Source organism: Pseudomonas sp. GL-B-12 (assembly GCF_019955895.1).
In the GTDB taxonomy this organism is placed as follows: domain Bacteria; phylum Pseudomonadota; class Gammaproteobacteria; order Pseudomonadales; family Pseudomonadaceae; genus Aquipseudomonas.
The window spans coordinates 59,958-75,075 of the sequence record NZ_JAHBCX010000087.1; the positions used below are offsets into that span (position 1 = coordinate 59,958).

The 15,118-nt window shown below is 58.8% G+C and carries 12 protein-coding genes and 1 pseudogene; 3 read left to right on the plus strand and 10 right to left on the minus strand.

What is annotated here, in order from left to right:
- Positions 1-58: 58 nt before the first annotated feature.
- Positions 59-1,075, plus strand: a complete 1,017-nt coding sequence (locus KGA85_RS29880) for a succinylglutamate desuccinylase/aspartoacylase family protein (RefSeq protein ID WP_223533160.1) — start codon at positions 59-61, stop codon at positions 1,073-1,075.
- A gap of 19 nt (positions 1,076-1,094) precedes the next feature.
- Here KGA85_RS29880 and KGA85_RS29885 read toward each other — a convergent pair.
- Both KGA85_RS29885 and KGA85_RS29890 read right to left on the minus strand, forming a co-directional pair.
- Positions 1,095-2,360: pseudogene (locus tag KGA85_RS29885) on the minus strand (epoxide hydrolase family protein).
- Between the two features lie 409 nt (positions 2,361-2,769).
- Positions 2,770-3,129 carry a DUF6124 family protein gene (locus KGA85_RS29890; protein WP_223455637.1) on the minus strand — a complete coding sequence of 120 codons (360 nt, stop codon included), beginning with the start codon at positions 3,127-3,129 and terminating at the stop codon, positions 2,770-2,772.
- A gap of 578 nt (positions 3,130-3,707) precedes the next feature.
- Between KGA85_RS29890 and KGA85_RS29895 the strand changes: the two genes are divergently transcribed.
- Positions 3,708-4,166: a hypothetical protein gene (locus KGA85_RS29895; protein WP_223533158.1), complete on the plus strand. Its 459-nt coding sequence runs from the start codon at positions 3,708-3,710 to the stop codon at positions 4,164-4,166.
- Positions 4,167-4,446: 280 nt separating this feature from the next.
- On the opposite strand, the gene KGA85_RS29900 is transcribed toward KGA85_RS29895, so the two are convergent.
- The 4 genes from KGA85_RS29900 to KGA85_RS29910 all read right to left on the minus strand — a co-directional run bounded on the left by KGA85_RS29900 (position 4,447) and on the right by KGA85_RS29910 (position 7,256).
- On the minus strand, positions 4,447-5,418 hold the full coding sequence (locus KGA85_RS29900; protein ID WP_046038582.1) for a threo-3-hydroxy-L-aspartate ammonia-lyase: 972 nt from the start codon (positions 5,416-5,418) through the stop codon (positions 4,447-4,449).
- 53 nt (positions 5,419-5,471) lie between these two features.
- Positions 5,472-5,831 (minus strand): RidA family protein, encoded by a 360-nt coding sequence (locus tag KGA85_RS29905; RefSeq protein ID WP_223455686.1) that lies wholly within the window; start codon positions 5,829-5,831, stop codon positions 5,472-5,474.
- A gap of 719 nt (positions 5,832-6,550) precedes the next feature.
- Positions 6,551-6,685, minus strand: a complete 135-nt coding sequence (locus tag KGA85_RS31225; RefSeq protein WP_263287298.1) for a hypothetical protein — start codon at positions 6,683-6,685, stop codon at positions 6,551-6,553.
- Between the two features lie 304 nt (positions 6,686-6,989).
- Complete coding sequence (locus KGA85_RS29910) at positions 6,990-7,256, minus strand: hypothetical protein (protein WP_223455639.1); 267 nt, start codon at positions 7,254-7,256, stop codon at positions 6,990-6,992.
- A gap of 377 nt (positions 7,257-7,633) precedes the next feature.
- Here KGA85_RS29910 and KGA85_RS29915 point away from each other — a divergent pair, with 377 nt between their 5' ends.
- Positions 7,634-9,535 carry a potassium transporter Kup gene (locus KGA85_RS29915; protein WP_223455640.1) on the plus strand — a complete coding sequence of 634 codons (1,902 nt, stop codon included), beginning with the start codon at positions 7,634-7,636 and terminating at the stop codon, positions 9,533-9,535.
- Positions 9,536-9,807: 272 nt separating this feature from the next.
- Here the strand turns inward: KGA85_RS29915 and KGA85_RS29920 are convergent, their stop codons facing one another.
- From KGA85_RS29920 to KGA85_RS29935, 4 genes are all read right to left on the minus strand, one after another.
- The gene (locus KGA85_RS29920) at positions 9,808-10,428 is read right to left on the minus strand and encodes a tyrosine-type recombinase/integrase (RefSeq protein WP_223455641.1); all 621 of its coding nucleotides are present in this window, start codon (positions 10,426-10,428) and stop codon (positions 9,808-9,810) included.
- Between the two features lie 163 nt (positions 10,429-10,591).
- Positions 10,592-11,548 carry an agmatinase gene (gene speB / locus KGA85_RS29925; protein WP_223455642.1) on the minus strand — a complete coding sequence of 319 codons (957 nt, stop codon included), beginning with the start codon at positions 11,546-11,548 and terminating at the stop codon, positions 10,592-10,594.
- A gap of 146 nt (positions 11,549-11,694) precedes the next feature.
- On the minus strand, positions 11,695-13,404 hold the full coding sequence (locus KGA85_RS29930; RefSeq protein ID WP_223455643.1) for an amidase: 1,710 nt from the start codon (positions 13,402-13,404) through the stop codon (positions 11,695-11,697).
- Positions 13,405-13,523: 119 nt separating this feature from the next.
- Entirely contained in the window at positions 13,524-14,813 is a 1,290-nt protein-coding gene (locus KGA85_RS29935) for a polyamine ABC transporter substrate-binding protein (protein ID WP_223543611.1), read from the minus strand.
- Positions 14,814-15,118 lie beyond the last annotated feature (305 nt).

Sequence of the window (15,118 nt, forward strand, 5' to 3'; positions counted from 1 at the left end):
ACCAGCCTCGGCAGCAGCGATACAACGTTTTCAACGCTCATGACGGGAGGGAAAGCCAATGCCGCAGGATATTTCGTTCAGTGTTCGCAACAACAACGGCGATGCCGTGCGGGTCGGTGCCTGGCGCTATGCCGGCGACGGCAGCGGGCCAAACGTACACCTGCAAGCCGGCGTACATGCCGATGAAATCGCCGGGATGCTGGTCCTGCACCTGCTGATGCAACGGCTGCAAATCGTCGAAACCCAAGGCCGGCTCAAGGGCAACCTGACCGTGGTGCCACAGGCCAATCCACTGGGCATCGGGCAGTTTCGCCAGGGGCGGATTCTCGGCCGCTATCACGACGCTACCGGGCATAACTTCAATCGCTCGTTCGACCAGTCGGCGGCCATGGAACGACCTTCGACCTGTGTTCAGCAATGGCAAAAAAAACTGGTGCAACTGGCCGCCCCGGCCGATGTGATGCTCGACCTGCACACCGATGACGAGGCCTTGCCGTACCTCTACGTACACCGCAGTTTCTGGCCCCGTGGCCGCGAACTGGCGGCGGCGATGAAGATGGACGTGGCGATCATCTGGGATGACGGCGGCGATGGCTCTTTCGAGGAAACCATCATTGCCCCGTGGATACGCGACGGAGTCACTGCAGGGCGCATGGCTGCGACCCTGGAGCTGCGCGGGCAGGGCGATGTCGGCGACCGCTTTGCCGAGTCCGATGCCGAAGGGCTGTACAACTGGCTGTGCGGTTGCGGCGTCATCGATGAGTCAGTGGCGCCCGCTGACTGGCCCGTCGAAGCCGTGGAAATGGGCCACATGGAAACCATCATCGCCCCGCAACCCGGCGTGCTGATCTTCGAAAAAGAGCTGGGGGATTTCGTCGAGGAAGGCCAGCGCTTTGCACGAATCCTCGGGCGGCCGGGTGATCCGTCTTCCGAAGTGGTGCTGCATGCCGAACAAGCGGGGCGGCTGGTGACGCGCTATCGCGATCGCCTGATACCCCAAGGCATGGGGGTAGCGAAATTCACCGGCAGCCGGGTGTCACGCAACTGGAGCGGCGGGTTGCTGGACCCCAATTGATAGAAAGCGGCCCTGTGATTCAGCGCAGCGGCCGAAACGCCGTGCGCAGTTCCTCGGTAAAGAGCTCCGGCTGCTCCCAGGCCGCGAAATGGCCGCCCTTGGCCGCCTGATGGAAGTAGGTCAGGTTGCGATAGGCGCGTCGGGCCCAACTCTCCGGCGGGAAATAGACATCATCAGGGAAGACCGTGACGGCTACCGGCAGTGTGATGTCACCGGTCTTTTGTGCCGCAGAAAAAAGCGGGCTGCGACCCTTGTTTTCCCAATACAGCCGACTCGCCGAGGCGCCGCTGTTGGTCAACCAGTACAAGGTGATGTCGTCCAGCACTTCATCCTTGCCTGGCGATTGCTGTGGATCGGCGCCATAAGTCCACTTGGCAAATCCCGGGTGACCGAGCATGAACGCCGCGAGGAATGCCGGGGAGTCCGTTACGCCGTAGCCGATCATTTGCGGCCGCGCTGCCATCATCGCGCTGTAGGCCAGGTTGCCCTGTTTAATGGATGCGGCCAGCGCGTCGTAGGTCGCGCGCTCCTGCTCGGAAAACCCCGCAGGCGCGGGACCACCGGCAGCGAGAGCAGCGGTCGCCTCCGGCGGGACCGTCGCCGGCAGGTTGAGGTGAATGCCCAGCAACCCGGGCACGGACTGGCGTGCCATGGCGCTCGTGATGGGGCCGCCTCAGTCGCCACCCTGGGCGACGTAGCGGGAGTACCCCAGCCGCTGCATCAATTGCCCCCAGATCCGCGCCACATGGTCCGGGTCCCATCCAGGTTCAGTCGGTTTGCCGGAGAAGCCGTAGCCAGGAATCGACGGGATCACCACGTCGAATGCATCCGCGCTATTGCCCCCGTGAGCGGCCGGATCGGTGAGCGGGCCGACCACCTTGATGAACTCCAGTACCGAGCCTGGCCAACCGTGGGTCAGGATCATCGGTAAAGCATTCGGCTGCGGCGAGCGCACCCAGATGAAATGGATAGCGACCCCATCGAGGGTGGTCGTGTACTGAGGCAAGGCATTGAGCTGCGCCTGGGCCTTGTGCCAGTCATAGTTCGTGCCCCAGTAGCGAACCAGCTCCTGCAGTTTCGCCAGCTGTGCACCTTGTGATCGATCGCCCACCGTCTCCTTGTCTGGCCAGCGCGTTGCCGCGATGCGGTTACGCAGGTCAGTGAGCTGTTGATCCTGGATATCGACGTGGAAGGGCACAACGGCGTCGGCGGCGGGAGCGGCGCTCACGAGGGGTGAGTTGCACAGTGCGAGGGTCATTAGCAGGACGACGAAAGCGGATTTCATCTTCATTTCCTCGCTGGGAGGTATGCCTTCGCCCGTACCCGGAGCGCATGGGCGAAGGCCGATGCTGCTCCTGAGACTGATCCCGTTCGACGGGACGCGCAAGAAGGTTTCGCGGACGACGGCACCGGGGCGACCATTGGCCGAGCGCCCAATCCTTGTAGGAGTGAGCCAGCTCGCGATAGCAATAGCCCAGCCAACATCAAAACCAGAACAAATATACAAACCCTGTGGCGAGGGGGCTTGCCCCCGTTGGGCAGCGAAGCGGCCCCCGCTTTTCTTCAGTCCAATCGTGCAGGCATGTTTTGCGACGGCTTCGCCGCCGAACGGGGTGGTGCGGCATTCCGACAAGCCCCCTCGCCACAGGCAAGTGTCCTGGCCACAGGGTCAGCGTTAGCCACAGATTCAGTGATTATTCGGGCGGGTCGATTTGGTCCAGCACCCGGTTCGCCGTGATCTCCGCCAACATCACACTGTTGGAAATCCCCAGCAGGGCATTGCGCGACCCTCCGTCCAGATGATCCACCAACTGGTGCACCATCACATCGACCGAGGCCAGCGTCTCGACCAGATACACCATCAGCGTTTCGGTACCGACCTCGGGGTCGACGGTAAACAAAGTGCTGGGTGTACGTGGAGTGGCTTTGATGTCGGCGGTAGATGGGAAGTGGAAGGCGAGCGCGCGTTCGGCGGCCTCGTTGAGCTTGTTTGAATCGGGTTCATACGGGGATGTCGGATCGGTGTCCGGCGGATTGGGGGTGACTTTGAACATATGCTTGCTTCTCTGATTGGGTGCCAACCCTCTTGCTGCTAAACGAGAAGGAGGCAGCTGTGCGCAGGTTAGCAGACCGGGGAAGCTAGCAAAGCCGGCGCGCCCGAAGGCGCCCTGCGCACAGCCACCATCAAATGCAGGCATGGGAATACCTGACTGACAGGAGCTTGTGCACCTTGCTTACAACCCCGGGCTGCTAAACCCGACCACTGATGGGCAGTGGCGCGGAAACGATAGAGACCAGAGGCGAGGCGCACAAGCCGGCGGATTCTGGCGTAACCGTAGGCAACGACGCAAGGTGTTGTGGCTTTCAGGAAATACCCTACAACCTTTTTAAACAGGCGCTCTTGCGGACATGAGCAACTGACTACCGGCTTTCGTGTATCGCTCTGTATCAGGGCGCGGCATCCGCATACAGCCATACAAAACCAGCGCTTTGCGGATACAGCCCGGATACACCACCGGGGCCAAATAGACCTGCCAAAGCGAGATGCACAACGCAGCTCGCAACAAGGTTTATCAACCCTTGTGGCACGACCAATAACGGTCAAGCCACGCAAATGATCCGGAGTATCAACATGTCTCGTATCCAGTCGAACAAAACCCGTATTGGCCTGATCGCTGTTGCACTGGTCGGCGGTATCAACTTCGCGTCCTCGGCGTTTTCGGCCGAAGCCTTGCCGCAGGGCTATCAACTGGCTTCCGCGGAGAAAACCAGCGAAGGCAAGTGTGGCGAAGGCAAGTGCGGTGCCGAAGCCAGCGCGCAAAAGACCCAGGCCGAGGGCAAATGCGGTGAAGGCAAGTGCGGCGATGCGTCTTTCGCACGCACCGATGCCGATCATGACGGCCGTGTGTCGCTCAAGGAACTGCTGGCCGTGGCGCCCAAGGGCACTGAGGAATTCAAGGCGATGGACACCAACGGTGATGGTTTCCTGTCCGAGGGTGAGGTGTACAAGTTCCGTACCAACCAGTACATTTCCAACGGCAAGAAAGTACCGACGGAGCTGTTCACCAAGTTGAGCCAGGCTAAAGACTGATCAGCCGCAAACAAAAAACCCTTCCTGCGTTGACGCGCAGGAAGGGTTTTTGCGTGGAAAGTACTGGTTTGGTCGTCAAGCGCGAAATTGCACTCCACTTGACCACCGATTGCATCGGATTTAACCAGCAGGCTTTGTAACCATGACCGGCAGAGAACGGCTAGAAGCGGTCACTCAAACCTATGCGCATCGATTGCAGCGGTCGCTAAAAGAAGCCACAGATCGCACAGGATCTCTTCGGGTCCGCCCCGAAGAGATCGACTAGCGTCAGCGCTAAAAATTACGCCAGCAACCGGGCATACCGATCTAAGTCAATATTACCTCCGCTCACGATCACACCGACGCGTTTACCCTCCAGCACCTTGCCCATCTCACGTACAGCGGCCAACCCCAGGCATCCGGTAGGCTCCACGACCATCTTCATGCGCTCGGCAAAAAAACGCATACCCTCGACCAGCTGTACGTCTGTGACAGTCAGGATGTCATCAACGTCGCGGCAAATGATTGGAAATGTATAGTGCCCCAGATGCTGGGTCTGGGCGCCGTCGGCCAAGGTATCTGGTGTGTCGATATGTACAATTTCTCCCCTGCGAAACGACTGTTGACCGTCATTCCCCGCCTGCGGCTCTACACCGTAAAGTTTGCAGTCAGGCGACAGTGCACGGGTTGCCAAGGCACCGCCCGCCAACAGTCCGCCGCCACCGAGGCAAACGAACAGTGCGTCCAGCGGGCCGGTCTCTTGCAATAACTCCATGGTCGCCGTCCCTTGTCCAGCGATGACATCCGGGTGGTCATAGGATGGAATCAAGGTGTAACCATGCTCCTCAGCCAGTTTTCGACCAATGGCTTCGCGGTCCTCGCTGTAACGATCATAGAGCACCACACTGGCTCCGTATTCGCGTGTCGCTGCCATTTTCGAGGCCGGAGCGTCATGGGGCATCACGATGGTCGCGGGAATACCCAGGATACGTGCAGACAAGGCGATGCCCTGGGCGTGATTGCCGGAAGAAAACGCCACCACGCCGGCTTTACGCTGGCGCTCGTCGAAACGGGCCAATGCATTAAAAGCACCGCGGAACTTGAAAGCGCCCATGCGCTGATAGTTCTCGCACTTGAAGAACACCTCGGCACCCAGTTGTCCGTTCAACGTACGTGAGGTCAGCACCGGGGTGCGATGAGCGTGGCCCTGGATACGTTCGGCGGCGTCAAGGACGTCTTGATAGGTAGGGAGCGTCAGTTGCGTCGTGGTCATAGGGTCCTCGCTTTTGATATGAAAATTTTCAGAAGTGTGCGCAATTAATACGCTCAGGCAGTCGCCGCAAGTGCAATGGCTTCCACCTCGACGGCTGAGCCAAAATGCAATTGAGACACTCCTGCAACGGCTCGGGCGGGCCGGTGATCACCTAACCATTGCTCGTAGAGACGATTGAAAGCTGGCCATTGATCAATGTCGGTGACATAGACGCGTACTTGCACCAGGCTGTCTTTGCCCACGCCCGCCCGAGTCAGACAATGCTCAAGATTGGCCAGGACCTGGCGGGTCTGTTCCTCGAAACTCTTGTCTGCCAACGCCTGCCCTTGGGCATTGACAGGCAACTGTCCCGAAATCATCACAAACCCGCCGACGATACAGAGGTGAGCATAGTGCCCCGCGGGAGGACTGATGGAGCTACTGTCAAATTATCAATATGTCCAAAAGCTGGACGTTATGTCTTGAAAAAAATCGCTTGCCGGGCGGGGGGACGGCTACGCGAGCGCGCCACGGGCTGACCGCTGGTATCCCGCATAGTTCGGCCCTGCTGGTCCGGGCGATAACCCTATGAGACCTCGATTTCGATTGTCAGCTTGGGGATAGCAGTCGACGACGAATGACTGTATATGGACTCCTCCTCGTTGCAAGCCCCTTTCGCTTTGGCGCCCGTGCCGACTGCACACGTATATTCGGCCTCTGATTTCAGCATCGATTCGATGCAGGGCCATGATGGGCTATTCGCGCGTCGGCTCCCAATTGCTTCTACGTGCTTTACGCACCTGGTCATTAGAGGGTTTTTCCGACGCCGGTTCGACCGGTTTGCCATTGTTCGGGTTGCTTCGCAATCGTGGTGTAGAGGTGCTTCTCCTTGGATAAATGGGTCAGGCCGCTGCCCGATCCGCTTGGTAATCAGTGCCGTTGCGTAGCATCGCCCAAGCTGGCACTCAAGATGCCGAGGTGAGGAGGAGTCCATCCCATTGCTTCGGGTCGGTTGCAGCCATTCCTGACAGGCAGAAATCGGCCAGGAGCAGACATTCATGATGGCCGGAATCAACTGCTGAAACAGACGCTGATCACGGTGGTCGACCGCCAGTGCGGCCTTGCTAAGGGATTGGTTTTCAGCCTTTTAAGGTCATTTCGGGTTGCCGGTGATCTTGTCTTTGGTGTTGAGCCATTCCTGGCGGGCTTCGAGGTACTTGTTGTCCGCACGCTTTTTGAGTTCCGAGAACTCACGAAGCGTCTGAGCCGAAATAGGTCGCTCACTCAAGAGCACATAGGCTGCTTCGCTGAGCCGATCGGCTTCAACGAAGAGCTGATTACTGAGATTGATTTATTCAGGCCAAGAAGAGTTTTGCGCTTTTTTGAAGTTATCGGGGTCATAGCGGCATTTCCTTCTGGCTGGCCCCGAACGCGGAAATGCTCTCCTGGCATTCCTTCAAGTCAAGCGCCGAGCACGAAAAAACGCTCGGAGTGTTGTCATCGTTCCTCGCCATAACGGCATATAGCAAATAAGTTTGGAGCAGTTTGAGCTGTTCTGCCGTTGGTGCTGACGGGGAAGGAAGCGATGCTGCTTAGCTCATACCCAAAGGATCGGGAGGCTTAATGGACGCTTGCTTGGACAAGACCATCTCTTCCAGTATCTCCCGGGCCAGTCTTGAAATTGAATCGGCTCCTCGGTAATCCGATCTGACTATGCCGGTGATCGCGAAATGATTTGAATCAGGCCCGCTCAAAACTGCCGAAAGAGTGCCATCTGGATGAAGGCTGCACTCAACCTGGTAGCTTGGAAGCCGTGCAGCCAAGACTGCTTCTATTTCTGCTTTAGTGAGCGTATCCATGCTGGCGATGATCCTGAAGGAGAGAACTGCTCTTGATCGTAGCCTATTCTGCCTCTGCAAATGATGGCGCTATGACGTCATTTGTGCCGGCTTCACAAATGCTTAAGCACCGCTCCTCGCCTCGTGAGTAAGTATCTCTGAGATTGATTTTTTACGTTTTTTTTACGGCAGATATTGTTCTCTGCAACGATACTGGTGGCCGCAATTGGCACACCTCGTACATACCCCGAAACACTTCGCCCCCATCGTTTTATCCTCGGCATTCCCTGGATACCTCAGGGCTGTTCGCGTAAGCACAAAACAGTCAGTTTTTTGCTTGTCGTAGCTCTGAAGGCAGCATACGGTTCTTCAATACCTCAACTTTCGAGTAACAATAAGTGAGCCCATCAGCTTCCGACGCAACCGAAAAGTCTCCGGCAAAAACATCAGCGGCGGGCCTGCTAGTAGCAGCTGTGGGGGTGGTATATGGAGACATCGGCACCAGCCCGCTGTACACCCTCAAAGAAGTATTCGCCGGGCACTACGGTGTGCAGGTCAACCAGGATGGTGTATTGGGCGTTCTCTCGCTGATCTTCTGGTCGCTGATCTGGGTGGTGTCGATCAAGTACGTGCTGTTTATCCTGCGTGCCGACAACCAGGGAGAGGGCGGCATCATGGCGCTAACCGCCCTGGCCCGACGTGCTGCCATGCCTTATCCACGCTTGAGAAGGACGCTGGTGCTACTCGGCTTGTTCGGGGCGGCGCTGTTTTATGGTGACAGCATGATCACCCCGGCGATCTCGGTGCTCTCCGCTGTGGAGGGGCTGGAGTTGGCTTTTGACGGGATCGAGCACTGGGTAGTGCCATTGTCCTTGATCGTCCTGGTGGCACTGTTCTTGATCCAGAAGCATGGCACGGCGCGAATCGGCACCCTGTTCGGCCCGGTGATGGTGCTCTGGTTTCTGGTGCTCGGTATTCTAGGGGTCTCTGGCATTCTGCAGCGCCCGGAAGTGCTACAGGCACTCAACCCCTATTGGAGTGTGCATTTCTTTTTCGTCCATCCGGGTATTGGATTGTCTATCCTCGGCGCGGTAGTGCTGGCGCTGACCGGCGCCGAGGCGTTGTATGCCGACATGGGGCACTTCGGCCGCAAGCCAATTGCCCGCGCCTGGTTTGCCTTGGTGTTGCCGGGGTTGGTGCTGAATTACTTTGGCCAAGGCGCGCTGCTTCTGGAAAATCCGGAGGCGGCGCGCAACCCGTTCTATCTTTTGGCGCCGAGTTGGGCGTTGTTGCCGATGGTCGCTCTCTCCACTCTAGCGACCATCATTGCCTCGCAGGCGGTGATTTCCGGGGCCTTCTCCCTGACTCTTCAGGCCATCCAGCTTGGCTATGTACCGCGCATGTATATTCAGCACACTTCCCACCACGAGCAGGGACAGATCTATATCGGTACGGTGAACTGGGCGCTGATGGTCGGCGTGGTGCTTCTGGTACTCGGTTTTGAATCCTCCAGCGCGCTGGCAGCCGCCTACGGCGTGGCGGTGACGGGAACTATGTTGATTACCACGCTATTGGCGTCGGCAGTGGCAATGCTGCTGTGGAGGGCACCGCGCTGGTTGGCCATCCCGATACTGCTTGGCTTCTTGCTGGTGGACAGCCTGTACTTCGCCGCCAATGTGCCGAAGATTGTGCAGGGAGGTGCCTTTCCGGTGATTGCGGGTATCGTCCTGTTTATTCTGATGACCACCTGGAAGCGTGGCCGCAAGATCATGGTCGAGCGACTGGACGAGAGTGCCTTGCCGCTGCCGCTGTTTATCGACAGCGTCCGCGTACAGCCGCCACATCGGGTACAAGGCACTGCGGTGTTTCTTATCGCGCGTGCAGACGCTGTTCCTCATGCACTATTGCACAACCTGCTGCACAACCAGGTATTGCACGAGCAAGTGGTATTGCTCACCGTGGTGGCGGAGGATAGCCCGCGGGTGGCTGAGGAGCGACGTTTCGAGGTGGAGGCGTACGGCGAGGGCTTCTTCCGGGTGACTCTGCACTTCGGTTTTATCGAGGAACCGGATGTGCCGGCCGCGCTCAAGCTTTGTCCCCTGAGCGAGCTGGATTTCAGCCCGATGCGCACTACCTATTTCCTTAGCCGCGAGACTGTGATTCCGACCAAGCGAATCGGCATGGCACGTTGGCGCGAGGGGCTGTTCGCCTTCCTACTAAGGAACGCCAACAGCAACTTGAAGTATTTCAATCTACCGCTGAATCGGGTGATCGAGCTCGGTACTCAGGTTGAGATGTAAAGTGTGCCTCACGCTTCAAGAAGTGCGCTCAACAACGGAGGCAGATGCGGAAATCTTGAAGTGCTATCAACACGACATGGACTGCAATTCCTAGTTGCACATAACAGATCAAACATAACTACTCATTTGCTATCGCTCCGCCCACCGGCTGCTTTTGGCCCAGAGTGTGTAAAAACGCCTCCGCGAACCCTTCTGGGCCGGTTACTGCCTGTCTCGACCGGCAGCTATGGGTCGGATAGCGACGGTCAAGCATCGACCGTCACTATGGATAGTCAGACTTCCGTTTGTTCCGCCATTTCCAGGGCATCATCGACCTCGATTCCCAGGTATCTGACAGTGCTTTCAAGCTTCGTATGACCAAGCAGGAGTTGAACTGCTCTCAGGTTCTTCGTCCTACGATAGATCAACGAAGCCTTGGTTCTCCTTAGCGTGTGGGTTCCGTACATAGTTGGATCAAGGCCAATGGTTGTCACCCACGCTTTGACTATTCGAGCGTATTGCCTGGTGGAAAGATGGTCCGAGGCGTGCAACCGGCTCGGGAACAAGAAGTTCTCGCTGCGGAGACGCGCCTGGTGCATCCAAGCCTCCAGAACTGTTCGAGTTTGCTCAGTGATTTCAAATTGCACTGGGTGATGAGTTTTTTGCTGCATCACGATGGCCCGTGACGACACATGCTCCCCATGGGCGATGTCTCGAACTCGCAACTTGGTTAAGTCACAGGCACGCAGCTTGCTATCAATGGCCGAGTTGAAAAGCGCCAAATCACGCGTCTTCTCAGCAAGCTGAAGTCTTACGCGGATAGCCCAGATATCTCTGACTCGAAGCGGAGCTTTCTGCCCGACAAGCTTTCCCTTGTTCCAAGGCTGATAGCGGTATCTAGCAATAGTATTCATGGCTCGTCCTCCACGTTGAGGGGAGGACAAGGGTGGATCAGTCACAATGGCTGGTGGTCGCTATCCGACCCTAAAGCGGCCGGTGGGGACAGGCAGAAACCGGCTAGTTGCTGTCATTAGAGCAACTGGTCGAAAAATGTCTGTAGCTGTCCAGACCACTGGTTTACAGCTTATGCCGCGCGGCATACAGGCAGATCATCTCCATCGCCAACGCGGCCCCGGCAAGCGCAGTAATCTCGGCGTGGTCATAGGGCGGTGCTACCTCCACCACGTCCATGCCGATCAGGTTGATACCGCGCAGACCTCGCAGAATCACCAAGGCCTGATGGCTCGATAGTCCACCGCAGACCGGCGTCCCCGTGCCTGGGGCAAATGCCGGGTCGAGGCAGTCGATATCGAAGGTGAGATAGACCGGATGGTCGCCAACGCGCGCCCGGATAATCTCCGCCAGTTCCTTGGTAGAGCGATCATGCACTTCACTGGCATTCAGCACCTGAAAGCCCATGACGTCGTCATTGGTCGTGCGCTGGCCAATCTGGATGGACCGTGCAGGATCAACCAGCCCTTCGCGGACGGCGTGATAGAACATCGAGCCGTGGTCGATACGCTTGTCCTCGCCGTCGGACTCCAGGTCATGGTGCGCATCGAAATGGATCAACGACAACGGACCATACTTGGCCGCGTGAGCTTGCAGCAGCGGATAGCTGATGAAGTGATCGCCGCCCAGGGTCAGCATCGCAGTACCCGCTGCCAGGATCCGCTCGGCATGGGCCCTGATCGCCGCTGGGGTCTGCTCCGGGGTGCCGTAATCGAAATAGCAATCGCCATAATCGACACAAGCCAGCAGATCGAACGGGTCAAATTCCCAAGGCCAGTGGCGCGCCCAGGCGGACTGTACCGATGCCTCGCGGATGGCCCGTGGTCCGAAGCGGCTGCCCGGTCGATTGCTGGTCGCGGTATCGAACGGAATGCCGCTGATGGCGATATCCACGCCACGCAAATCGCGGGTGTAGCGACGCCGCATAAAACTGGTGATACCACCGTAGGTCGGTTCACCCTCGGTGCCATACAGGCTGTCACGTGTCATCGCCTGATCGATTATTGAATTGTCATTTAGCATGGGATTCTCAATGCGGGTTACTGAAGCTGACCCAGACAGGTGCACGCTCACGCAGTGCTCGCTGGGGCAAAGGTTGGTTTCTGTTGCTCGGGCTTGCCGTGAATGGGCAGGATTGGCGCTTTATCGCGCCAGACCCATTGCGGTTTTCAGCCGCCTGGCAAGGGTGGGGTTCGCACCGGGATCAAGCGCTTCGATCCGGTGGCCTCAAATGCCGACGCTAGGCGCAGCAGCGCTGAGTCGTCGTAGGCGCGACCGGCAAACGTCAGGCCGACGGGCATGCCGATGTCCGGCACCACGCCCATCGGCACGGTGACCGTTGGCACGCCGAGGTGACGGATGGCGAGGTTGCCGTTGGCGACCCAGACGCCGTTGCTCCAGGCGATATCCGCCGATTGCGGATCGACATCGGCATTCGCCGGGCCCACGTCGGCGACCGCCGGGAAAATCACCGCGTCGAGCCCCAGCCGATCCATCCACTCCTCAAGATCGATACGCCGGGTCTGCTCCAGCCCGCGTAGGCCATCAGACAGCGTGGCGATCTGATCCCACGGGGTGATGCCACGCTCCGCTATGCGCACGTATTCGTCCATGCCAATGGCCGGGCCATCTTCGCGGTCAGGCAGAGCGCCTGGGTCGTGCGGAAAAATCTGCGGGCCGTCGACGTCAGCCAGACGGTTTAGTTTGGGATCGTCGTTGGCCAGCAGGAAGTCATCGAATGCCCAGGCGGTCAGGTCCCACAGTTCGTGATGGAGGAATTCCTTGGACACCAGGCCGCGGGTTAACACTGTCGGCGCCCCAGGTCGATCGCCCTCGCAATTGGAGACCAGCGGGAAGTCCGTCTCGACCACTTCGGCACCGGCCGCTTCCAGAGTCTTTCGCGCGTTTTCCCAGAGGGCGATCACCGAGGGACGGGTGTTGATCCGCTGGCCTGTCGCCCAACCGATACCCGGCGCTTCGCTGGTGCCTGCGTCGGGGTCGGCGTTGATATACATGCGCGGTACGCCCAAGCGCTTGCCGGCGAGTGCGGCGGGCCTGGCAGCCAGTTCCAGGTAGGAGGCGGGACGCACCGAGGTGACGCCGGGGATCGGCACCCAAGGCTGCAAGCGCCACAGGTCGCCACGTTTGTCGGCGTCTTCGGCCACCACCACGTCGAGCACTTCGAGCAGGTCGGCCATGGTCCTGGCATAGGGCACGACCACATCCATGGTTGGCGTCAGTGGCCAGTTGCCGCGCACCGAAATCACCCCGCGCGACGGTGTATAGGCGCACAGACCATTGTTTGAGGCCGGCCCGCGGCCGCTCGACCAGGTTTCTTCCGCCAGGCCGAAGGCGGCGAAACTGGCGGCGGTGGCCGTGCCTGCGCCGTTGGATGAACCCGAGGCGAAGGGTGCAGTGAGGTAGTTCGCGTTGTACGGGCTCTCGGCACGGCCATACACGCCGCGCTGCATGCCGCCATTGGCCATGGGCGGCATATTGGTCTTGCCCAGGCAGATCGCACCGGCGCCACGCAAGCGCTCGATGGTGAACGCATCGCGATAGGCAACCAGGTCCTTGAAGGCCGGGCTGCCGGACGCCGCGGTCAGGCCTTTGATCAGGTAGCTGTCCTTGGCTGTATAGGGAATACCATCGAGCGGGCCGAGGGTCTCGCCACGGGCACGACGGGCGTCGGAGGCCTGCGCTTCTTTAAGTGCATTCGGGTTGCGCACCACCACCGCGTTGAGGGCGGTGGGCGTGTTGGGGCCGTCGTAGGCATCGATCCGTGAGAGATAGGCCTGGACCAGCTCAACTGCCGTGGTTCGGCCAGCTTCGAGGGCTGCGCGTAGCTCGGCAATGGAAACTTCGGTTACTTCAATCATGCTGTTACCACTGGCTACTGGGTCTGCAAGGTGACTTGATTGGCGCCGCGTGCCAGCGAAACCGCATCGGCCATACGCTTGGTTCCGTTGGGGCTTCACTGGGGCAGCGCAACTTACTGTCAGGTTCCCGACTTGAGCTTGGTCCATGCACGGGTGCGAGCGCGTTCTGCACTGGACGGCAGTGGCACCAGCGCGAATAGAGAAGTCTGGATGTCGGCGGCGGGGTAGAGATTGGGGTTGTTGCGGATTTCCGGGCTGACCAGGGCAGTGGCGTCCTTGTTCGGGTTGGGATAGCCGACGAAGTCGCTGATCGGGGCAATCACCTGCGGCTGTAGCAGGTAGTTGATAAAGGCATGGGCATCATCCGGGTTCTTCGCATCCTTGGGGATGGCCAGCACGTCAAACCAGACCGGTGCGCCTTCCTTGGGCAAGCGCATGTCCACCACCACGCCGTTGCCGGCCTCCTTGGCGCGATTGGCCGCCTGGGAGAAACTGCCGGAGTAGCCCACGGCCACGCAGATGTCACCATTGGCGATATCGGTCATGTATTTTGAGGAGTGGAAGTAGGCGACGTTGGGGCGGATCTTTTTCAGCAGTTCTTCGGCCTTCTCGTAGTCCTTGGCCTGAGTGCTGTTGGGTGGCAGGCCCAGGTAGTGGAGGGCGATGGGGATCATATCCGTCGGCGAATCGAGAAGGGCCACGCCGCACTGCTTGAGCTTGGCAATGTTCTCTTCCTTGAAGATCAGATCCCAGCTGTCCACCGGCGCGTTCTCGCCGAGCGCAGCCTTGACCTTGGCCGGGTTGAAACCGATCAGCACGGTTCCGTACATATAAGGCACGGCGAAGCGGTTACCCGGATCGTTGGCCTCGATCAGTTTCATCAATTGCGGGTCCAGATGCTTCCAGTTGGGTAGCTTGCTGCGGTCAAGTGGTTGGAACGCGTCGGCCTGAATCTGCTTGGCGAGGAAACTATCGGACGGCACCACCACGTCATAGCCGGAGTGGCCGGTGAGCAGTTTGGCCTCCAGGGTTTCGTTGCTGTCGAAGATGTCGTAGACCAGCTTTGCGCCATTCTCCTTCTTGAAGTTGTCCAGGGTCTGCGGGGCGACGTAGTCGAACCAGTTGTAGACACGCAGGGTGCGCTCTTCCGCATGAGCGTTAGCGGTCAGCAGGCCGAGGCTGCAGATCGTAGCGAGGAGCGAACGGGGGAGTTGATGCTTGATCCATTTCTCACAGCTTTGGGAGATGGTGCCCACTCGTTCGGCTGCCAGCGCCGGGCCAGCAAGCATCGTCAGAGCTTTCAGCAGGACGGCACGCAGGCTGCCGACTCCAACGCGGGCGGTGCGCCAGGACACCGAGTCCACTCCCATATCGATTTTTTGCCACGGCTGTTGCTGCTTGTACTTCATAGGACCACCTTTTGAATTATTGTCTTTGGCCTAGCTCCAAATGAATTGTTACGGCTGCTTGAATCACAATCAATCTATATAAACTACAAGTAATTCAAGCAAAAAAACTAAACGATAGGGTCTCACGCCGATGTCTCCTACGCTTTGTGCAGGCGCTGACGGGATGCACCAGGCAGTGGCATGCACAAACGCGGGCACGTCATCTTTTGGAGTTAGGCAGTGATTCCCCGCGCAGGGCTGGATCAGCCGAACTGGCCCAACCCTGCGAGGGAAAGCAGTCTGGCTATTGCTTGCGTCTCATAGGC